The sequence below is a fragment of the Acinetobacter sp. YH12208 genome (genome assembly GCF_013418055.1).
GTDB lineage: Bacteria > Pseudomonadota > Gammaproteobacteria > Pseudomonadales > Moraxellaceae > Acinetobacter > Acinetobacter pseudolwoffii.
Genome location: NZ_VPCT01000001.1, coordinates 397,167 through 419,374, shown reverse-complemented (window position 1 = coordinate 419,374; position 22,208 = coordinate 397,167). Strand labels below are relative to the sequence as shown.

Annotated in this window: 21 protein-coding genes; 8 read left to right on the top strand and 13 right to left on the bottom strand. The window is 43.1% G+C overall.

All coding sequences use genetic code 11. The features are described 5' to 3' along the window. Positions 1-39 precede the first annotated feature (39 nt). Entirely contained in the window at positions 40-717 is a 678-nt protein-coding gene (locus tag FTU95_RS01975; RefSeq protein WP_180077370.1) for a hypothetical protein, read from the bottom strand. Positions 718-965: 248 nt separating this feature from the next. After that, entirely contained in the window at positions 966-1,991 is a 1,026-nt protein-coding gene (gene dusB / locus FTU95_RS01970) for a tRNA dihydrouridine synthase DusB (protein ID WP_100328724.1), read from the bottom strand. A gap of 80 nt (positions 1,992-2,071) precedes the next feature. Between dusB and FTU95_RS01965 the strand changes: the two genes are divergently transcribed. Both FTU95_RS01965 and FTU95_RS01960 read left to right on the top strand, forming a co-directional pair. Continuing rightward, positions 2,072-3,280, top strand: coding sequence for a DUF1615 family protein (locus FTU95_RS01965; RefSeq protein ID WP_180077367.1), 1,209 nt, complete (start codon positions 2,072-2,074; stop codon positions 3,278-3,280). Beyond that, complete coding sequence (locus FTU95_RS01960) at positions 3,247-3,900, top strand: HAD family hydrolase (RefSeq protein WP_005096629.1); 654 nt, start codon at positions 3,247-3,249, stop codon at positions 3,898-3,900. Before FTU95_RS01965 ends, FTU95_RS01960 begins: the two co-directional genes overlap by 34 nt. A 193-nt stretch (positions 3,901-4,093) precedes the next feature. On the opposite strand, the gene FTU95_RS01955 is transcribed toward FTU95_RS01960, so the two are convergent. Next, the gene (locus FTU95_RS01955) at positions 4,094-5,188 is read right to left on the bottom strand and encodes an acyl-CoA desaturase (RefSeq protein ID WP_005096627.1); all 1,095 of its coding nucleotides are present in this window, start codon (positions 5,186-5,188) and stop codon (positions 4,094-4,096) included. Between the two features lie 14 nt (positions 5,189-5,202). Continuing rightward, entirely contained in the window at positions 5,203-6,267 is a 1,065-nt protein-coding gene (locus tag FTU95_RS01950) for a flavin reductase family protein (protein ID WP_218944606.1), read from the bottom strand. 153 nt (positions 6,268-6,420) lie between these two features. Between FTU95_RS01950 and fabR the strand changes: the two genes are divergently transcribed. After that, a complete protein-coding gene (fabR, locus tag FTU95_RS01945) occupies positions 6,421-7,101 on the top strand; it encodes an HTH-type transcriptional repressor FabR (protein WP_005096625.1) in 681 nt (226 codons plus the stop codon). 366 nt (positions 7,102-7,467) lie between these two features. Here the strand turns inward: fabR and FTU95_RS01940 are convergent, their stop codons facing one another. The 5 genes from FTU95_RS01940 to FTU95_RS01920 all read right to left on the bottom strand — a co-directional run bounded on the left by FTU95_RS01940 (position 7,468) and on the right by FTU95_RS01920 (position 13,281). After that, positions 7,468-8,268 (bottom strand): alpha/beta fold hydrolase, encoded by an 801-nt coding sequence (locus FTU95_RS01940; RefSeq protein WP_180077365.1) that lies wholly within the window; start codon positions 8,266-8,268, stop codon positions 7,468-7,470. Positions 8,269-8,407: 139 nt separating this feature from the next. Further along, positions 8,408-8,674, bottom strand: coding sequence for a PAAR domain-containing protein (locus FTU95_RS01935; RefSeq protein ID WP_180077363.1), 267 nt, complete (start codon positions 8,672-8,674; stop codon positions 8,408-8,410). A gap of 141 nt (positions 8,675-8,815) precedes the next feature. After that, positions 8,816-11,653, bottom strand: coding sequence for an RNA polymerase-associated protein RapA (rapA, locus tag FTU95_RS01930; RefSeq protein WP_180077361.1), 2,838 nt, complete (start codon positions 11,651-11,653; stop codon positions 8,816-8,818). 143 nt (positions 11,654-11,796) lie between these two features. Then, positions 11,797-12,441: an RluA family pseudouridine synthase gene (locus FTU95_RS01925; protein ID WP_180077359.1), complete on the bottom strand. Its 645-nt coding sequence runs from the start codon at positions 12,439-12,441 to the stop codon at positions 11,797-11,799. Positions 12,442-12,573: 132 nt separating this feature from the next. After that, entirely contained in the window at positions 12,574-13,281 is a 708-nt protein-coding gene (locus tag FTU95_RS01920) for a phosphopantetheine-binding protein (RefSeq protein WP_180077357.1), read from the bottom strand. Between the two features lie 248 nt (positions 13,282-13,529). Between FTU95_RS01920 and FTU95_RS01915 the strand changes: the two genes are divergently transcribed. Genes FTU95_RS01915 through FTU95_RS01905 form a run of 3 tightly spaced genes read left to right on the top strand, consistent with a single transcriptional unit; the run spans position 13,530 to position 15,051 of the window. After that, positions 13,530-14,132, top strand: coding sequence for a PAAR domain-containing protein (locus FTU95_RS01915; protein ID WP_159138062.1), 603 nt, complete (start codon positions 13,530-13,532; stop codon positions 14,130-14,132). A gap of 2 nt (positions 14,133-14,134) precedes the next feature. After that, positions 14,135-14,677: a type VI secretion system amidase effector protein Tae4 gene (locus tag FTU95_RS01910; protein ID WP_005171502.1), complete on the top strand. Its 543-nt coding sequence runs from the start codon at positions 14,135-14,137 to the stop codon at positions 14,675-14,677. Next, positions 14,677-15,051, top strand: coding sequence for a hypothetical protein (locus FTU95_RS01905; protein ID WP_005171505.1), 375 nt, complete (start codon positions 14,677-14,679; stop codon positions 15,049-15,051). The genes FTU95_RS01910 and FTU95_RS01905 overlap by 1 nt, the downstream gene beginning before the upstream one ends. 52 nt (positions 15,052-15,103) lie before the next feature. Here the strand turns inward: FTU95_RS01905 and FTU95_RS01900 are convergent, their stop codons facing one another. The 4 genes from FTU95_RS01900 to FTU95_RS01885 all read right to left on the bottom strand — a co-directional run bounded on the left by FTU95_RS01900 (position 15,104) and on the right by FTU95_RS01885 (position 18,824). Beyond that, on the bottom strand, positions 15,104-15,520 hold the full coding sequence (locus tag FTU95_RS01900; RefSeq protein WP_005096613.1) for a heme-binding protein: 417 nt from the start codon (positions 15,518-15,520) through the stop codon (positions 15,104-15,106). A gap of 163 nt (positions 15,521-15,683) precedes the next feature. Beyond that, positions 15,684-16,985, bottom strand: a complete 1,302-nt coding sequence (gene hemL / locus FTU95_RS01895) for a glutamate-1-semialdehyde 2,1-aminomutase (protein WP_180077355.1) — start codon at positions 16,983-16,985, stop codon at positions 15,684-15,686. 38 nt (positions 16,986-17,023) lie between these two features. Then, on the bottom strand, positions 17,024-17,644 hold the full coding sequence (gene thiE, locus FTU95_RS01890) for a thiamine phosphate synthase (protein WP_179999552.1): 621 nt from the start codon (positions 17,642-17,644) through the stop codon (positions 17,024-17,026). Positions 17,645-18,440: 796 nt separating this feature from the next. Beyond that, positions 18,441-18,824 carry a DUF962 domain-containing protein gene (locus FTU95_RS01885; RefSeq protein ID WP_180077353.1) on the bottom strand — a complete coding sequence of 128 codons (384 nt, stop codon included), beginning with the start codon at positions 18,822-18,824 and terminating at the stop codon, positions 18,441-18,443. A gap of 335 nt (positions 18,825-19,159) precedes the next feature. On the opposite strand from FTU95_RS01885, the gene FTU95_RS01880 reads away from it, so the two are divergent. Both FTU95_RS01880 and FTU95_RS01875 read left to right on the top strand, forming a co-directional pair. Continuing rightward, entirely contained in the window at positions 19,160-20,617 is a 1,458-nt protein-coding gene (locus tag FTU95_RS01880) for a CYTH domain-containing protein (protein ID WP_180077351.1), read from the top strand. A 130-nt stretch (positions 20,618-20,747) separates the two neighbouring features. Beyond that, entirely contained in the window at positions 20,748-22,202 is a 1,455-nt protein-coding gene (locus tag FTU95_RS01875) for a CYTH and CHAD domain-containing protein (protein WP_180077349.1), read from the top strand. The last annotated feature ends 6 nt before the right edge of the window (positions 22,203-22,208 follow it).

The following is a 22,208-nucleotide window of genomic DNA, read 5'->3' as shown; positions in this document are numbered from 1 at the left end:
AAACCTCTCTAATTAGAGAGGTTTTTTATTCAGTCGGACTTAGCGGGTAAGTCGATGCCAGGCATCTTTGACTGCAAACTTGGCTTCTTCCCAATTTAAACGGGATTCACCTTTCACCTGTTCCCACTTGGTCCGTAGTTCAGGTTCCGCATGGTCAAAATCTGTATCACGATCATACATGGCACGGTTTTCATAACCTACGCGATAAGCGCCGCGATAGTCACGATCATAATCTAGATCGCTGTAGCTATTCCGCGTTTCATTAAAATACGGGCGATTATGATACTCATCGCGCCAGTAATTATCTTCGGCAATCAACTGGTCAGGATGCTGATAATTATCTGCCTCACTTCGAACTTCTGGATGCTGGTAGTTATCTGCCTGTTTTTGGCGATCTGATGTTGCAATATCATTACCGGCAATGCCACCAACCACACCACCGATAATGCCGCCCACCACTGCACCTGGAGGACCACCGACCAGACCTGCAACGGCCCCTACAGCAGCACCACCTACTGTACCCGCACTGGTCGCAGCCAGATTATCTTTGCCTTCATTCATATCTGGCACATTCGGATTATCTTTTTCAGGAGTATTTAAATCCGGACGTGCATTGGCATCAGTAGGATCTATATTTAAGCCTTCGCTGCGTTCTTGTGGCAATTCCGTTGACGTTTTATGGCTAAATTCTGTGACTGGACGATTGGTATTTGTCATTACAGATCTCCCTTGGTGATGACTACAAACAAGAAGGATCACCTCCTGTTCATATTAGATGAATCCATCATAGAACAAGTTTAAGTAAGCAATGTCCAAGTCCTGTCCGGTTTAAGTCAACAAAATGTTGTGCTATGTATTTGACCGGCTTAAGTGTAAACAGCGTGCTAAAATCGACGCGCTCAAGATAAAAAAGGTAGTATTTCTACACAAAACATATTTCTTGATTACCTCCTACTAGCCTGCCATCATTTGGTCTCTAATAAATTGACCTGTTCGACCTGAACATCACTCATGGTTGAGCCATGTTCAAGTAAAGTATTAAAATAATCTTCTACTACACGATATTGATCAGCTGTATTTTCTACCTGATACATGCCCTGACGAAACTCGTTGCTTGAACGCAGACCTTTGGTATACCAGGCAATATGTTTCCGGGAAATTCGGCAACCGGAATACTCGCCATAAAACTCATATAGCTCAGCCAAATGTCCCAATAGAACATCCTTAACTTCTGTAATACTCGGCGCATCCAGATATTGGCCAGTTTTTAAATAATGGGCAATTTCACGAAAAATCCAGGGACGACCTTGTGCTGCACGTCCGATCATGATGGCATCTGCACCGGTATAATCCAGTACATATTTGGCTTTTTCAGGACTGTCGATATCTCCGTTGGCAATCACGGGAATATTCAACATGTCTTTTACATCTTTAATGAGTGAATAGCGGGCGGTATTTAAATACATATCTTCACGGGTACGGCCATGTAAAGCCAGCGCCGCAATTCCGGCATCTTCCGCACGTTTTGCCACCCGCATGATATTTTCATGACCATTTAAATACCCCAGACGGGTTTTTAAAGTTACCGGCACATCGACCGCAGCCACGACGGTATCCAAGATACGGGCAACTAAATCTTCATCCTGTAGCAAGGCTGAACCGGCTAATCGATTGCAGACCTTTTTGGCTGGACAGCCCATATTAATATCAACAATTTGTGCACCATTGGCCACCTGATAACGCGCAGCCTCAGCCAGATCTTGTGGATCTGAACCGGCAATCTGGGCTGAGATAGGTGCCAGTTCCCCATCAAAATTGGCACGGTAGAGACTTTTTTTGCTCATACGCAAAGTTTTGTCTGAGGTCATCATTTCACTGACCGCATGACCTGCACCAAAATACTTGCACAAGGTTCTAAACGGACGGTCAGTCACACCTGCCATCGGGGCGACAATCAAATTGTTGGACAGTTGATATGGACCAATATACATATAAATTCATCACTTTTTTGATGGGCATAGTATACTGCATCTGCCTTATTCGCTCATCTTTTCAATTAATTTACCACACCATGAATAAAACTTTTGCTGATTGTTTTTCTGTTAAGTCATTGTCTGTACTTGCACTTTCTCTGGGTCTTGCCGGCTGTGGCAATGGCTCATGGTGGTCAAAAGATGATGAACCGACACTTGAAGTTGAACATATTCATAAAGCAATTCCGAGTCGGGTAAATCAGCGTGAGTCCTGGGCACAAGATATTTACGACATCACCGAACAGTTGGGTATTCCTCAAACCAAGGAAAATGTCTGCACGATTGTGGCCGTGGTCGATCAGGAATCCAATTTTGTGGCAGACCCTACAGTACCAGGTCTGGGAGAAAAAGCGGTTAAAGAAGTTCAGGATCGTCTTGAAGAAAAATTCAAAGATAAACTCGGACAAGCAATCGGTGGAACAGTTGCGGGATATTTCCAGGAAGTACTCAAGAACCATCCAAGCCCAGAAGATAACTATTTAAGCCAGATGCGCCGGGTAAAAACCGAACGCGAACTGGATGAGTTATATCGTGAAATATTTGACTATATGTCGAAGCATTACCATGTCAGCGCACTGACCGGTGCTGCAAAACTGGTCGGCCAGAACATTGGCGAGAAAATGAATCCGATTACCACTTTGGGTTCAATGCAAGTGCATATTAGTTATGTCAAGGAATATAAACGTCAAGGTGGCAACATCGCAGCCTTACGCTCCGATGTCTATACGCAATATGGCGGCCTATATTACGGGATTCATCGTCTGATGATGTATCCTGCAGATTATGACAAACCGATCTACCGTTTTGCAGACTATAACTCGGGCATGTATTCCAGCCGAAATGCCGCTTTTCAGAGCATGCTCAATGATTTAACTGAAGCTGAACTCGATCTGGATGGCGATTTATTACTCTATAACAAAGATGGCGCGATCCGTTCGCAGAAGAGTCAATCCGAGCGTGAGCTGATCAGTGTATTTGCGAAAAATAATTTTATTATTACCGAACGTCAAATCCGCGCCGATTTAAAGAAAGAAAAAGAGAAAGATTTTGAAGATACCATGACCTATCGTGGGATCAGCAAGCTCTATCAGGAAAAAACAGGCAAAGATCCGATGTATGCAATCATGCCGGAAGTGGTCATTTCTGGACCAAAACTGAGTCGTGATTACAATACCAACTGGTTTGCCACCCGTGTCGATGGTCGATATCAAACATGCATGCGCAAAATCAAACACCTAAAACTCTAGCCTTATTTGATTTTGATGGCACCCTGTATACAGACGACAGTTTTACCGGGTTCATTTTCTATGCCTTGAAAAAACGGCATATTTTAAGACGCGGCATTCGTCTCCTGCCCTGGATTCAGGCCTATTATCTGAAGCTGTACCCTGCCCATGCGATGCGTCCAAAATTGTATGGCAACATGTTTAAGGACAGCGATGCAGAAGAAATTTTACAACTGGCGCAGGACTATGCCCAGCAGCTGGTCTTTAAGTTTAATCCAAAACTGTTGCAGCAACTTCGGCAACATCAGCAACTGGGTCATGAGATCGCGCTGGTTTCAGCATCACTGGATTTATACTTGAAACCGGTCTGTACCTATTTAAATATCGATTTACTGTGTAGCGAAGTTGAAATCAAAGCTGGAAAAATAACAGGATTTTATCAGACTCCAGATTGTAGTAATGCGCAGAAGAAACTGAGAATTTTAGAAAAATATCGTCTGGAAGATTATGCTGAAATTTATGCCTATGGTAACAGCGAAGAAGATCAGGAAATGCTGAGTTTGGCACATCAACGCTATCTGGAAGGACAAGATCAGCAATTGCCAAAAATTAATCTACCATCCGATTCAATGACATATTAGGGCTTTAAAATTTCCGCTTTATTGATACGCCATAATAATCTTTAACAAGCACTTAAATGACAGATGAGTTGTCGCTCAATGATACTTTTAAGGCAGATCTGATGACTGAATCATCCAGACTTTTTTGTTTAAATATAAGCTTCATCCATAAAAAAACCACCTCAAATAAGGTGGTTTTTAGCTTTAAGAAATATTATTTCTTAAACGGAAATGCATATTTCACAATACGTTTGATTACGCTGCCATACTGTTTTACCAGACTGGCATTGTTGTAGTTCAAACCATATTTTTCACACACCGCCTGAACTTTTGGCGCCATTTGGCGGTAACGACGGGCAGGCACATCAGGATACAGATGATGTTCAATCTGGTGACTTAAATGACCCGTCAAGATATGGAATGCTTCAGAACCGGTCAGGTTAGATGAACCACGAATCTGGCGCATATACCAGTGACCACGGCTCTCATTTTGCAGTACCGATTTCGGGAACACCTCTACATCTTTGGTAAAGTGGCCACAGAAAATAATACTGAACGTCCAGATATTACGCAGACCATTGGCCACCATATTACCCGTCAAAACTGGCAAAGCAGCAGGACCTGCAATCAATGGAAAGAACACATAATCTTTAAACAATTGTTTACCGATTTTGTTCTGCATTGGGCGCCATTCTTCTTTGGTCTGCTCTTTGCTTTTGCGACCTTTGAAATATTTACCCAATTCAAGGTTCTGAATGGCCACGCCCCACTGGAACAGCAAACAGAATGGCACCGCATAAATCGGTTGTAATAAATAACCCGGTTTCCAGCGCTGTTCTGGGAACAGACGCAATAGACCATAACCGATATCATCATCCATACCTTTAATATTGGTATAAGTATGATGTTTAAAGTTATGGGTTTGACGCCAGTTATCCGAAGTACCTACGATATCCCATTCATAGGTCTGACCATTCATTTTAGGATCATTCATCCAGTCATACTGACCATGCATGACATTGTGACCCAGTTCCATGTTTTCCATGATTTTGGCAAAGCCTAATAGACCTGTGCCTAGCAACCATGCTGGTGGGAACCAGCCTGCAAACAATAGCGCACGACCGGCAATTGATGAATAACGGATGGTTGAATAGACACGACGGATATATTTCGCGTCTTTTTCACCTAAATCATCCAGCACTTCTTGCTTGATCGCATCAAGTTCACGTGCAAGTTCATCGAGTTCTACTTGTGATAATTCACGGTTTTTAGGATTTTTAAAATATTGAAATTTTACTGGCATATTCATAGGATAAAACTCGCTTATAGGTCGATGACTAGATCAGTCTGCGCTGAGTTAACACAAATTTTGAGCAGATTACCTGGCTCAGTATTTCGTGCGCCGTTTACCAAATTCTTGGTCGAACCTTCCACTTTATTGCAGGCGCATTTATTACAAATGCCCATACGGCAACCATGTGTCGGTTTGATATTTTGTTGTTCCAGACTCACCAAAATGGACTGGCCTTTTGGAATACTGACAATTTTTTTCGACTGAGTCAGGGTGACATTAATAAAGCCGATATCGGATTGATCCGCCAGACTCATGCTAAAGGCTTCACCCTTAAACTCTTTGGCTGAAGCAAACAGCTGCTCTGCAGTCGATACAAAACCTGACGGGCCGCAGCAATAGACCGTGCTATTTTCCAGATTTTGCAAATCTGTCAGATAAGTTTCATTCAGACGAGCTGCCGCAGCTTGTTCTTGCGTGGCATAAACATGAAATGAGAAATTTGCATGTTTCTGAGTAAGTTCTTCGAAACGTGCTTTAAATGCTGCATCTTGATGTTTTTTAACCCAGTACCACAAGCTCACTGGTGTTGATAATTCACCCTTTTTGCTCAGGCTTTCCAGCATGCTCAGCATTGGGGTAATCCCGCTGCCTGCTGCAAGCAAGATCAGTGGACTCGCCTGCTGAGGCACAGTCATATCGCCATAAGGCTGACCAAATTCGATGACATCACCCACTTGCGCCTGCTCTGCAAACCAGGTGCTGACTTTACCGGCATGGACTTTTTTCACAGTCAATAACACATGCTGGGCATCTACATGGGTCAAACTATAGCTACGTTCATAACGGATGCCCTTCACCACCACATAGACCGGATGGTGTTGCCCCGCTTTACCAAACTTAAATAAACGATTCACTTGAATTTTCAGACTCAGCATATCCTGTGCAGCATTTTCCTTGTGCACAATCTTGCCCAATGGCTGATTCAACGACCATATCGGATTGAGTTTCTGAATCCAGAAATTAATCGCATGCTGATCGACGACACTGTCAGACAGTGCATTCAACGGCATTTTAAGTTTTTGGAGTACATGCATCGTTATCGACATCATCTTGAGGTTTTGAATTATTATACACATGTATATATATTTGTATATACATGTGTATTGTTTCCATTCATTTCACAAGCCTGTCGTGCTCGGTTATAATCAAACGATTCATGCATGAACCTATTGATGAACGAGCCTTCAATGAAAATAAGCAGTGACGCATCTCTACTACAATCGAAAAGCATTGATGAGCCGATTATCGTACGGAGTGTCGGTCGCAAGGCCACCATTACCAAAGAAGAACTGTTTCAGGCAGCATTAAACCTGATTGGTCCACAAAAAAGTATTGCATCGTTGAGCCTGCGCGAAGTCGCACGTGAGGCCGGTATTGCGCCAAACAGTTTCTATCGTCATTTTAAAGATATTGATGAGCTGGCCATTGAGCTGATTGATCGTGCCGGGATTGTATTACGTCAGATTCTGCATGAAGCACGCTTAAAAGCCTCCCGACAAAGCAGTATTATTCGTAGTTCGGTCGAAATTTTTATTGCTCAGCTGGATGCAGATGAAGGCAATTTAAGCCTGTTATTGCGTGAAGGTTATACCGGTTCAAAATCGTATAAACAGGCTGTAGAACGCCAGTTAAATTATTTTCAGCAGGAATTGCAGGATGATTTGATTCGTCTGGAACGCCTGAATAATAGAAAGTTATTACATGCCGATATTGCCGCCAAAGCCATTACTCAACTGGTGTTTAACATGGGGGCCAATGTCATTGACATGCCGGCTGAAGACCGCCAGGAAATTGCCGAACAGACCATGCTCATGATTCGGATGATTCTGGAAGGCGCTCGCCATCTGGAAGATTCGCAGCTGCGTTAATTTTCCGATTTGCGTAAAATGATATAAAAAGAGACGTACTAGACGGATTACTGTCCCAAAGTTAAAGTGATTAGCTTTAAGTTACGCGCGTGTGGCAGGGATGCCACACACTACCTATCACGACAGGACGTCGTGTATGGGTAATAAGAGACTTTTGCCTACTTTGGGGCTTTCCAAAGTAGGGTTGCGCCTGCACAAATCCATTTAAACTTTTAAAGGAAAGATGAGGCTGCGCAATATCCAAGTATAAATATCAGATATTTAAAAACACTATCGAATTGCTTTTATTACTCCATACAATTCAAACTATAGCCTAGTTAAAATTGTGGAACAGTAGTGGTACCAGTCGTCTCTTTTTTATGACGATTACAACAGTATAAGTTGAGCTTTGACCGCCTTTGCAGTCTCTTCCGGATACTCAAGCGGAAACATATGTCCGCCCTCGACCACTGAATAATCGATCCGATAAATCTTGTGCATGCCTTGCGGCAAACCCTGCTGATAAAACTGGCTCTGCTCTGCAGTCATCAGATGAATCGGCACTTCAGGTGGTCGTCTTGGCGTACGCCACCACCATGCCGGTACAGTCCGGAAAATCTCCGCTTCTACCTGTTTTGGAATGCTCAAAGTCACCCCACCGCGTTCAGGTTCTGGCTGAATGCCACTCTCGATATAATCAGCAAAACATTGCTCATCAAAATTACTAAATAAGCGGTTTGATCTGAGTGCATCAACTGCGGCCTGTTTCGATGGCCAGTGATCCTTGCGTTTTAGCGTAATTCCTGCAGGTGTATAGCGATCGATACTTTTCAGATTCAGCTTTTTAACCAGTTCAAACATGGCGCTGTTTTTTCCAATAATAAATGGCGGATCCATAATTAACAGTTTGGAAAACAGTTCCGGACGTCGATACGCTGCCATCAAAGTCACCAGACCACCAAAGGAATGTCCGAGACCCACCACCTGCTGCTGAGGAAATTGCTGCTCGATATCTGCAATGACTTCATCGACCAGATAGTGCCAGTCTGGCGTAATCGGATATTGCGACTTCATGCCAATCAAGGGAATCGCTTTGACCTCATATTCAGGCTGGAAACAGTCCAGAAATTTCTGATAGGTTGCCGCAGGGATGCCATTGGCATGGGTAAAATGTAGGGCTTGTTTCATTATTTTCCAAACGCAGCGCGTATTCCTCCTGAAATCATCGGATGAGCTTACTGATCTGAAAAGTCATGTGATAGTGCCAAAACGCTCAAAGCATGACCTTGAAGTCAGCTCTTCTTATTTTATTAAACGAATTTAAGATTTATTTCTGCGATACCGTCAAATGCTGCATGGCTAGAAAAGTCGCGCCGCAACTTGCCTTATCCCCTGCGATAAGCATTGCCCGTCCTTTGACAGTAATAGATAAATCGCTGGAGATTGCGGTGACCATGGTCTGGCATTTGGGACAATAATGCGTCATGCCATTTAAATGTACGGCGATGCCATTCATAATCAAAGACGGCTCACCTTCTACCACAATACCACCGTGGGTGGTTTTGGCTCCCAGACCAATAAAGGCTTTGGACATGTTTATTATTTCTGGTTATTGGTTAGACTGATTTTAAACACAAGGAAAATGACAGACCAGCATTCTCCGACAAAAAATAATAAAACTGGATTTTGCCTATAAAAAAGCAGCCCGAAAGCTGCATTTTTAATTGCGTAAAACTTAAGGCTTGACGACGACCATCACCTGAATTGCTTCCGGTGTTACCGATAGACCATCCAGCAGGCTTAGACCTTCTTTCTGCAACTTCTGTAAACGCGCAATTTCATCTTCACGGATACTTGGGTTGAACTGTTTCAGATAGGTCAGACGGTCAATTTCATATTGCCATTTATTACCATACACTTCTTTGGCTTGCTGCTTGAAGTTTGGCAATGCACTGCGTGCCAATTCAAGTGCTTGCTGATAACGTGCCTCAATCACATCACGACGTGCTTTCACTACTTGGCGGCAGCTGTTGCCATCTAAATGATGCAGATACGGTTTTAAAATTTCAGGCGCAATTTTTTGTGAAAGATCCTGACCTTTCTCGCTTAATAACACACGAACCAATTGTTGCGGCAGGCTTGATGGCAAGTTCAATGCTTTCGGTGCAACCACATCGACCTTGAACCAGACTTCCAGCAATACCGAACCTTGTGGCAGTGCCGCAGATTTTAATACCGCAACGTTGGTGCTACCAAAGCCTTGAGTATTGATCATTTCCATCACACTTTCAGTGAATGGATGTTCCAGGGTCAGGTATTGCGCATCTTCGCGGATTTGTGCCTGATCACGATAGAAAGTGGCAGTGATGCCTTCTTCATCCAGCGTCAAACCTTGAACCTGCATTTGATCTGTTGGCTTGATGATCACGGTACCGTTACTTTGCTCGTCAAAGTCAATATTCGTGGACGCCATAAAGCGTTTCATGAAGATCGGCAAAGTAGTATTGTCATCATAGTCTTCAAGTGCGTTGACAATTTCCTGTGCCACCACCGGACGGCAAGAGTTGTATTCCAGCAAACGGTCACGACCTTCCTGCAATTCAGCTTCCAAAGCTTCACGTTGCACGCTGACTTCTTCCAGCAGGTCTTCAAACACTTGACCTTTGTCTGCCAATAGACAGTCTTTCAAGCGAACAATAAAGTTTTCTTGCAAGGTTTGTGCGGTTGGGGAAATGTTGCCGAAAATATTTAAAGCTTCGTTATACCAGCGGAACATACGTTCTTGCGCAGTTCCCACCAGATACGGCACATGAATCTGAATCCGGTTTTCCTGACCGATACGATCCAGACGGCCAATACGCTGCTCTAAAACGTCCGGGTTGGCAGGAAGATCGAACAGAATTAAATCAGATGCAAACTGGAAGTTACGTCCTTCTGAACCAATTTCCGAACAAAGTAAAATCTGTGCACCATAAGAATCTTCAGCAAAATAAGCGGCAGCCTGATCACGCTCTAACAAGCTCATGCCTTCATGGAACATCGCGGTACGAATACCGGCATGTAAGCGAAGTACATTTTCCAGCGCTTCAACCACTGGCCCGCTACGCGCAATCAGTAAGACTTTCTTGTGTTTAAGATCGGTACGTAAACGCTCCATCAGCCACATCACGCGTGGATCGGCTTCCATCCATGCGCCATCGAGCTGGGCTTCTTCAGGCCACATTTGCTCACGCAACTTACCATCTTTCGACCAGTGTTCCGGTGCTGGTAATGGTGCCGGCTGACAGTCACGACCCGGGAAGCCCTGAATGGCTTCACGCGTATTACGAAACAGGATACGACCGGTACCATGACGGTCTAAAAGTTCGTGAATGGCACGGAAACGCTGCTCAGGATGATCTTCAATTGAATGACCCAACAAGGCCTCAATCGCAGTCAAATGTTCTGCTTCAAGTGGCAGATTTGACATCAACACTTCTGCAATTTTAGCGGTGTGCTGATATTGCGCTTCTTCATCCAGGAAACGATCCAGCGAGTTAAAGCGCTGCGGATCGAGTAAACGCAGGCGTGCAAAGTGACTTTCTACCCCGAGCTGTTCCGGTGTTGCCGTCAATAACAATACGCCCGGCGTATGTTCAGCCAGTTCTTCGACCAGATCATAACGGTCATTACCGCCATCTTCTTCGCTCCACATCAAATGATGTGCTTCATCGACCACCAGCAAGTCGAAACCGGCTTCGAGCGCCTGTTCACGCAGATCTTCATGGTCGACCATCAAATCGACAGAGGCAATAATTTTTTGTTCGGTCAGGAATGGGTTTTGTTCAGGATCATGCTCTTTGATTGATGCAGTACGGGTCAAATCAAATAACGAGAACTCAAGATTGAAACGACGGCGCATCTCAATCATCCACTGATATTGCAGCGAATCTGGTACTAAAATCAGGATGCGTTCAGAACGGCCAGTTTTCAGCTGTTGATGGATAATCAAACCCGCTTCGATGGTTTTACCCAGACCGACTTCATCGGCCAGTAATACACGCGGAGCAAAACGCTGACCGACTTCATGCGCAATATACAACTGGTGCGGAATCAGGCCGACACGTGAACCGACCAAACCGCGCAGTGGACTGCTTTGCATATTGGCCTGCATCAGCAGCGCTTCAATGCGCAAGTCATACCATTCTTTATAATCGACCTGACTGGCCAGTAGACGGTCTAGAGGCTTGGACAGCTGGATGGTGGCACCAATGCGGGTTTCATTCAGCGATTTACGTTCTTCAGTCCCATCTTCCAGGGTACGAATGACGTGATAACGCACCACGCCATTGCGGTCTTCCACGGATTCTACAATCCATTTGGTCCCTTCCTGATCATGTAATTCATCTTTCACATTAAATACGATACGAGATAAGGGTGCATTGCTACGTGCATAGACGCGAGTTTCATCGCTTTTCGGGAATAAAATGCTAACCGACCGCTCATCAACATCAATAAGAACGCCTAAACCGAGTTCTGTTTCAGTATCTGATAACCAACGTTGACCAATAGCAAATTGCTGCAATTTTTCCACCTTTATCTTAAGTACAAGATTATGAATATTAGGCTCAATCACGAAACGTCATTGGAGCAAAATTTCACACCTTCAAGCAATGTATTTTGACATAAAGCCCACTAAAAAGTGAGCATAATTCACGCCGATTCAAGAAGTATTTCCTAGAACGGCGCCGGACAATAAAATTCGACCAGCTGATCTGTTTGAGGATGATAAAAACTCAAACGTTCAGCATGTAAATGTAGACGCGAGCTGAGCTGTTGCTGTTCGGCTGTGGCATATAAGGTATCGCCGATAATCGGATGCCCCAGATATTGCATATGCACACGCAACTGATGTGAACGGCCGGTAATTGGCGTAAGTTTCATCCGGGTCACGGCTTGTCCCTGAATATTAAAGTGTTCGATCGCCTGCCAATGCGTGATGGCCGGCTTGTTATGTGCGGGATCTGCGATATGTAAGGGCGGACGGCTTGGGTCATATACCACGGGCACCTCAATGCTACCTTCACCTTCGAGTGTACCGGCGACCACGGCCTGATAGGTTTTGTCGGTCTGGCGTTCCTGAAACTGGCGGGAAATGGTTTTTTGTCCCCATTTTGTGAGACCAAACACGAGAATGCCGGAAGTATCGCGATCCAGTCGATGGATCAGTAAGGTTTTTGGTTCTATTTTTAATAATCGGTTAATCAGGCAATCTTGTAAATCTTCTGTTTTACCGGGAACTGTGAGTAAACCTGCAGGTTTGTGGATGACCATAAAATCGTCATCACGATGTATCAGATGTTCGGTTAGAAAATTACTCAAAGTTCAATCCCAGGCTGATCGCGAAAAACAAGGCGGCCATGATAGAAAGCTTCGCCCATAATTACAATGCGCTTTTATGTAAATGCTGATGAAATTTCCGATTTAGGTATAAAAATGCTCAATCGCAGCGTATCAACCTGAGGATTGTAAAATGAAGCCTGCCAATTCATGCAAAGATGCATGCTGTCGTACATCTTCATAACGAATATTGGCACCATGTGCACGCCATACACCGACCAAACTCACCACGGCTACAGAGTCCAATCCATAATTTCTTAAATCGACATAGGGATCAATCTCCAGAGCATCTATGTCTAGCTGTTCTGCCACAGCCAACATAATACCTTTGGTTGATAATACATAGTCTGAGGGCGCACTTAAATCCCACAACCGGGTCAGACTATAAGTATTTAAGTGATGCACACCTTGACTGGAAATATTTTCGACCCACTGAATATGCTGTTCCTGATTGGCCAATAAGATCGCGTCATCGACCACACCAATTTGATCTGTCACACTCATCAAATGCGGTAAGATTTGCTTGAGCATCGGTGTGACCTGCCCTGTAAAAATCAGTTGTGGATGCGTGGAGGCATATTCACCAAGCTGTTGCATACCCTGCATCAGGTCATCACCATATAAATCGACAATGGGAATATCCAGTGCTTTGGCTTTATTGGTCAATTGAATCAAATTCGCCATGAGTCCACTTTCTTGTATGCCCTGTTGCATACGCAAGTTTTGTAATCCAACTAAGACCAAAACCGATTGGTTCGATGCAAGCTGCCATTTGGCTTGAGATGGGGCAAGTTGGATTTTTTTGGGTATTGGGTACAGCATGGGAGACTCTTTGGCTTCAGACAGTCGGCTTTTTCGTAACTGTATATGCTAACTCAGATTGAGGGTTACTCAATACTTTAAAAGTCAACAGGGCTATATTTAAAAAATTAAAAGCAAAAATGCTTGTATCTATATTCAGATACATTCAGTCATTATATACAAACTGATTAAATGAATTTTAAACTAAACCTTTCATTTTATATTGTCATGTTATTATGGTCTTTAATAAAAATAATAACCAAATAATAATGAGAGCATTAATAACAGTCGGCTGTAAAACCGATCATGGGGGAATCATTACTTTTGGCGACCCTTCCTTTCTGGTGGAAGGAAAAGCTGTGCATTTGGATGGAATGGTACATTATTGTCCTAAATGTAATGTCCTAGCGAAAGCTCTTGCTTCTAACCGAGGCTTTATAGTCGTCCTGGGTAGAAGCATTGTTGCGGCAGGAGACACATCAACTTGTGGTTCAAAATTTCTAAAAACTTCTGATTTGGCTGTCATAAGTAATGGTATTATCTCAAGTAAAATTGATCAATTAATATCAGATACAGCTACTAAATACATTGAAGAAAAAGAAGAAAAGATCATTAATAATATTTATTGGAGTTATGGAGATAACCTTATTCTTCTAAAAAGAAAATCTAGATTTTTTGATGACTTGAATTTGCATATAGAAACTTCAGGTTATGCACAAGGAGATACTATTGATATAGAAATAAAACCAGAATCTTCTGAGATAAACTCATTTCATCCATTTACGATTTCACTTGATATTGATGCTGAAGGTAAGGGAGTGCTTAAAAATATTTTTAAAGGAAAAACTATATTAATTGATACGGAATATTAAATATGGTGAGTATAACTGCAAGGGCTGGTGGTCGGTCTTCGACCATACAAGCAAAAAGACCTTTATTTTCCGAATTATGGAAATATTATCCGGTAAAAATGTCAGCAAGTGATGTGTATTCTATGGTGGGAGGTCAAGCTATGGCTTTATATCAAGAAAATCCTACAGGATACGCAAATGCTTGTGCTTTAAGATTAAGTAGATCTTTCAACTACGGCGGAATGCCAATTAAACAGTCAACCAGAGGTTATAAAGTCAGAGGCGCTGATCATAAACCTTATTTACTTAGGGTTCGCGAGATGATCAGCTTTGTTGAACAAAATTTAGGAACTGCAGATCTCTCCTTCAAGCCTCAAAATAACCAGGATTTATCATCACAATTAAAAGGGAAAAAAGGAATTATTATTTTTAAAGTCTCTGGTTGGGGAGATGCTTCTGGACATGTCACTTTATGGAATGGAAATGATTGTGGAGATAGTTGCTACTTTATTCATGATACACCGAGCCTAAGAACCACAGATATTCTGTTTTGGAATTTAAGATAATGAAAATAATTGCTGTACTTTTTAGTTGTCTAGTGATAAGTGCATGTTATGCAAAAGACTTAATTCCATCCATATCAAATGCGGATGAGCTCAATATCAAAAATTTTGGCTTTAGTTATTGTCTGACGAGGGCTCAGGATCAATCCCTCAGTTCTGAGGCTGCTCTAGCGATGGGCGGGTATTTCCAACAGGGTGCATATGAAGAACCCGCGTATAAAAATTTGAAAGAATATATAAACCAATCTATGAAAGCAAAAACTGAGGTATATAAAAATCAAGCAAGGCCAGCCATATTAATGAGCTGTTTAGAGCTGTATAACTCGACAGAATATAATGAAATGGTTAAACAACAGCATCACTATCTTATCCGATAGTTATTTTTAACTTAGACTTGAGAAGATAAGTACATTCTCAAGCGTATAATGTCTAGCTCTGCTGCGCCAAAAACTTCTTAATCGCCACCTGCGCAATCTCTGCATCTTCAAATGATTTCACACCTGATACACCCATCGCACCCACCAGTTGCCCTTGATACAGAATCGGTTCGCCACCTTCCAGCATTCCCGAGAAACTTTCCATAGTCAGAAAGCCCATCTGCCCGCCTTTGATAATATCTTCAAACAGCTTGGATGGACGACGACTCATCGCCGAGCATCTGGCTTTTTCAATGGCCAGATTTGCAGTCATCGGTGCTGCACCATCCATACGTTTCATCGCAAGCAAATTGCCCGTTTCATCGACTACGGCAATACTGACATTGAAGCTGTTCTGAATTGCGTATTGATGGGCGTGATCCAATAGAAATTCCGCATCACTTAGAGTCAAATAGTGTTTGGTTTGCATGAATGAATATCCATAATTTTAGCATTTAATCTCCCCTAACCCTGAGCCAGATATGGCACAAGGAAAAGAGGGGAAATTTATTATTTGTACAGATAAAATTCCCTCCTTTGAAAAGGTGAAAAGCACCGCTTCGCAAGAGGGAGGATTTTAAAAAAATTAAAATTTAAGCGTTCATCTCAGCAAAAGTCTCGATCGCAGCCTGAATGGTAAATTCAATATCTTCATCGCTGTGTGCAGCCGAGAAGAAGCCAGCTTCGAATGCAGAAGGTGCTAAATTCACCCCCCGATTCAACATGCCATGGAAAAATTTACGAAAAGCATCGATATCACATTTCAACATCGAATCAAAGCTGGTGATGTCTTCCTGATCGGTGAAGTACAGACCAAACATCCCACCGACCTGTTGGGTTTTAAAGGGTACGCCTGCCTCGTCTGCTGCTGCTTGTAAACCTGCAAGAAGTTTTGACAACTGCGCAGATAGGTTTTCATAGAAACCTTCAGCACGAAGATGCTTGAACATCTCAATCCCGGCACGCATTGCCAATGGATTACCCGACAATGTTCCTGCTTGATACACTTTACCCAGTGGCGCAATGCATTCCATCACTTCACGTTTACCGCCAAAGGCACCGACTGGCAGACCTGCACCAATAATTTTACCCAATGTGGTTAAATCCGGAGTTACGCCATAATGTGCCTGCGCACCGCCTAAGCCAACACGGAAACCGGTCATCACTTCATCGATGATAAAGACTGAACCATGCTCATTACAAACATCACGAATCGCTTGCAGAAAACCGTCAATTGGTTTCACCAGATTCATGTTGCCAGCTACAGGCTCCACAATCACGCCGGCAATTTCAGCACCAAACTTGGCAAAGCATTCTTTTAAAGTCGCAATGTCATTGTATGGAAGCGTGATGGTATGCTTGGCAAAATCAGCTGGAACACCCGCAGACGTTGCTTCGCCCTCACCTTTAGTTAACAAGCCCGAACCTGCTTTTACAAGAAGCGAGTCTGAGTGACCGTGATAACAGCCTTCAAATTTTACAATCTTGTCACGGCCGGTATAACCGCGCGCTAAACGAATCGCTGTCATGGTGGCTTCCGTGCCCGAGTTGGTCATACGTACCAATTCAATCGACGGCATGATCTCGCAAATAATATCGGCAAGCGTGGTTTCATGAACTGTTGGCGCACCAAAACTTAAACCATCTACTGCGGCCTGTTGAACGGCTTGAATAATTGCAGGATGGGCGTGACCCAGAATCATCGGTCCCCATGAACCGACATAGTCCACATAACGTTTTCCGTCTACATCATACAAATATGCGCCTTGGGCTTTTTCGATAAAGACCGGTGTACCACCGACGCCGTTAAATGCGCGTACAGGTGAGTTGACGCCACCCGGAATATGTTTATTGGCTTGTTTGAACAATTGTTCTTGCTTTGGAGATAAGCTCATGAAGGCACTCGACTCAAAATTAAATCAATCAAAAAATTTTATGCTGTAGCTTGAAAAAGCGCAGACCATTCATCTAAACGTTCAGGAATGGCATTCATCGGTAAGCCCAATATATCACTAATCACGGCGCAATAATCCGCACCTGACTCAATGACTTCTTTGGAATTTTCAACCGTTAAACCGCCAATGGCACATAAAGGCACGTTCAATTTCTCTTTGGCCAGTTTTAAGGTTTCCAAGCCAATATTACCGGCTTCAGGTTTACTGTCGGTGGCATAGATGGCACCAAATGCCACATAGTTTGCACCATCGGCAATGGCCCGTTCAGCCAGCTCAAGCGAGTTATTACAGCTACGACCAATCAAGACATTTTTCGGCAAGCGTGCAACTGCCTCGACAATAGACCCGTCATCCTGACCCAAATGCACACCCACCCCGTATTTAACGGCCATTTCAAGATCATCATTAATCACAAAAAGCACACCATATTCAGCACACATGGCTTTCATATACTCGATTTCGTAAATTTGATCTTGTTTGGCGACTTTTTTACGGCGATATTGCAATACTGCAATGCCGCCATTGGCCATTGCGCCTTCCAGTTTTGCCAATAAAAGTTCTACGGGATCATCATTGGTAATTAAATATAAACCGCGCATCTTGCTCGCCACTTGCTAGGATGGCTCTATTATAGGCATAACTCGGTTTAATTGCCGCAGTCCTGCTGTTTCCGCGACCGGGTAGCAACAGATTTGCAGTTTTTTAGCGCAATTTTCCAGTTAAATCTAAAATATCACCATTTTCAGGGATATACCGACTATAAAATATGGGTTTTAATCGCTTTATAACAAAAATAATAAAGTGTTAATGCTTACGCCCTCCGACAAACGCTTTTAGGATTTTGCAGATAACTTGGTGGAGAAGTTGCAAAATTCTAAGAGCGGTTTTTTTTGCCTTTAAATTTTCAATATTGTTAAGCCTCTTTAAGATTAAACTCAAAAAGATTAAAAAATACCCAATTTCAGGGATGGCCCAATTAGCGCGAAAAGACTTAAATAGCGTTAGACACAGAAAATAACCAGAAGAATAAATACCTGTGTTGGTGACACCCGATCCTTTCTAGTTTTGAATAATACGTTTGTGGGGAGACGTTTCAAAGCTAGAAAGGATCATTTTCTTTATGTATGATCCGCATGACTTGTTCTATGAATATTTACGCAATAATGGCAACGAAGTCAGTAAATTTATTTAAAAAATAGAGATATAAAAAAAGCCCGGAGAAGGTCGCTCCAGGCTTGGAAAACTGTTTTATTCAGTAAACTATAACTTTTGATCAAATTCCATCAAACTGAATAAGCAATAACACAATTAATAGAATAATAAATGGCGACTTGCAAGTCTTTTATCGAAAGATCATGTTCCCTAGCCACACAATCCGATGAAAGTTACCTGAGTTTAACTTGAAATCTTATCGTATTTGCGATCAAGCAGACTGAGACGACCACGCAGGACATCCGCAAACATACGCCAGTCTGAAATAAAGCTATACACCGGCTGTTTAAAACTGGCCGGTTTATTGCGTTCAAAGATAAAATGGCCAATCCAGGCACAGGCATAACCCGAAAGCAAACCATAAGCAAAATATCGTGGTTTGCCTTGACGAATGGCTTGAGTAAAACAATATAGGCCCATACTGCTACCTGCGACATGTAAACGGCGACTGACCATATGCCGGTGTTCGGTCAAATAAAAGCGGTAAAACTCATGATAATTGCCAATCGGCATCTGGGGTTGATGCGCGATCACATGGGTATTCTCTGGCTGTACTTGTACATTCATTTCTCATCGTCCTGATGTTTTCTTTTACCTTAGCGTATATTTTGGCCAATTAACAGTCTCTTGATTTGCTCGAATATTCTTAGATATTTTCCAAGCAAAGCCGCAATTCCTCTCGCTTTGCAACCCTATTAACAGCTCAAAGCCAATATTTAAATTCCTGTTCAATATTTTTATATGCAGGTCAAGTCTTACATGCATTTTGATTTTGGTTACAATCTGCCACGCATACATCTAAAAATATAATTGCGGCGATTGCCCGCCGAATTTTCAGCATCTCATTAAAGCGAAAAATATCAGTACATGCTGGCGTGTACTAAACAGATAGGAAAATCATTATGGTTGAAGTTGAACTCAAGTTCCAGATTCCTGCGGCACGACGCACTGCGCTGCTCAAGGCACTTGATCCGAAAAAGTCTCAACAGATCCAGCTTCAAGCCAAATATTATGATACTGCCGACCGTCAACTGGCCCAGCACGGGGTAGCACTACGTCAGCGTCTGGAAGGTACACGCTGGGTGCAAACCCTGAAAGCTGCCGGTAAAAGCCATATTGAACGCTTTGAACATAATCATGATCTGGGGGAATTAACTGAATCTCCTGAACTGGATTTAAGTATTTATACCCAGTCCTCAGAAGCACAGGCGATTCTGAGCCATGCGCTCGGCAATCAGTCTGATCAGCTACAACTGCAATTCGAAACCGATATTGCCCGCACCTTGCGTGTAATTGAATACCAAGACACACAAATCGAAGTCAGTCTGGATATTGGGCAGATCCGTACCCGAGATGCTGAACAAGAGGTACATGAAGTCGAGTTTGAGCTAAAAAGTGGGTTGATACACAATTTATTGGCGTTCAGTTTTGAATGGGTCAAGAAATATCAGCTCTGGCTCGATGTACGCAGCAAGGCAGAAATCGGTAATTTATTGGCCACCTCACAACGCGTGAGCCCGGCCACCTTCGCCAAAGAGTTCCAGATCAGTAAAAAAGACAGCGCTGGTAAAACCCTATGCAGTCTGATTGCGCAGCAGATGCAACATTTATTGCCAAATATCGCCGCGATTTCAGCTCAGGTTGCACAGCAGGAACATATTCAGCAGGCTCAACTGGCACTGGATCAGCTATATCTCACTTTGCTGCTGTTTAAAGACTGGCATCCGCAGCTTTCGGACAAATGGGCACATCAAATGGCTGCCTTTAAGCAGCAGTTCGAGCATTTACAACATTTGCAGCATATGCAAAACAGCTTGGCCAGCTTCCTGCAAAATCCGACCACTGCGGAAAATCTGAGTAAAGATATTCTGTATGCTCAGGAAAAACTGGGCAATCTAGTCAAATCAACGCAAAATGTGCATCATTATCTGGAGTTATTGACTTTTAGTTTAACTGAAGATGAACATGCTGCTCTGGATTTAAAAACTGCTGCACAAACCACGCTGCAACAACAGTATAAAGTGCTGCAAGAACAGATGAACCAGACTGAAATTAACAATTTTGAAAGTCTGGATCAATTAGCAAGCCGGATTCAGGAACTCAAATTCAGCTTCCCGATTTTAACCACAATCTATGACGTCAAAAACTTGCAGAAGTACAGCAAAGCGCTGAATGATGCACAACTTGCAGCCGGTGAATATCAAACCTTGGCCTCTTCGGCAGTGTATATTCAGCAAACTGAACTGGAAGCGAGTGACTGGTTTGTATTAGGCTGGCTGACTGCTAAACAGGAAGTCTATGCCCAGAAACTGCTTGAGGCGACAGAACAGTTCCTGGTGAGCCGTAAATTCCTCAAATAAATATCTTTAAGAACATTTCAAAGCACGCTCCCTCTACGGCGTGCTTTTTTTGTTGCAGAAGCACATCACACTGTGGCTAATCTTTGAGCTATATTGATCTGTATAACCTACATCGAGAAGGAATGACCCGATGGCAGAAATAGAGCTTAAATTCCAGATTCCGTCACAGTCACGTGCACAATTTGAACAGGACTTCCAGAAGCTTCAGCCGACTCGGCATCGTTTATGTGCGCGTTACTTCGATACTGAAGCACAACAACTCCAACAACATCAAATCGCCTTGCGACAACGTCTAGAAGACCAGCAATGGGTACAAACCCTGAAATCACCTACTGAGCAGCAATTTGAACGTTTTGAACTTGAACATACATTAAAAAGCCCACCTGAAAGCTGTGATTTTCAGTTATATCGCAAACACAAACCGGCAAAAAAGATTCTGAAACAGGCGCTTGGCGATTTGGATATACCGCTTATTCTGCAATTTGAAACAGATGTCGCGCGTTATGTGCTGACCGAAACACATCAAAATAGCCAGATTGAGATTGCCTTTGATGTAGGGGAAATTCGCCATAAGGATCAAGCCATTGATATTTATGAAGTCGAATTTGAGCTTAAATCCGGTCAATTGAATGAGTTAATTGATTTCATTCAGCCTTGGGTACAACATTATGCTTTATGGCTAGATACCCGGAGCAAATCGGAACGCGGTTATGCCCTATTACAGGGTGAAGAAAGTCTGCCTGTGCAGCATCAGCTGCCATTAGAACTTGAGCAGAAAGATCAGATTGCTACTATTTTAAAGAAAATCGTAGCCAACTGTCTGGCTCATCTTTTTCCGAATGCAACTGCGATTGCCGCTAATCATTATAACAGCGATCATGTGCATCAGGTACGTGTCGCGATCCGGCGCTTACGCAGTGCCTTTAAAATTTTTCAGTCCGTGACCGAGCATGTGCAGCCTGAATGGCAGGAACAGCTGCGGGACATTTTCCAGCAACTCGGTTCTACCCGAGATCGCGATGCCCTTGCAGAAAGTCTGATTCCGCAACTGGAAAAAGCCGGCTCACCCTTATTAAAATTACCACCACATCGACAAAAACAGCCAGATATTAGCGCGCTGTTCAGACATTCAGCTACAGTGGACTTGATACTGCAACTACTCAGCTTTAGTCAGGAAAAAACGCATAGCAAAGCCAAATCTTCGCATAAAATTTTGTGTAAAGGTTTGAGCAAGTTACATCAGCAAATTTGTCAGGATGCCGAAAACTATCAGGAACTGGATATTGAATCGCGGCATCGCACGCGTAAACGGGTGAAACGCTTGCGCTATAACGTAGAATTTTTACAGAGCTTATTTCCTGAAAAGGATGTAAAAACTTATCTGAAAGCCCTAAAACCCTTACAGGAAAGCTTGGGGCATTATAACGACCTGTTTGTGGCAGACGAACTGTTTAGACCGTATGTCAAGCAAAATAGCAAAGCCTGGTTTGTGCTAGGCTGGCTGACTGCTGAACAAGAACGTTTATCTGCCGAGGCAGCTGTTCGCTTACAACAGTTTGCTGAAAATACCAAACCCTTCTGGTAAAACCGG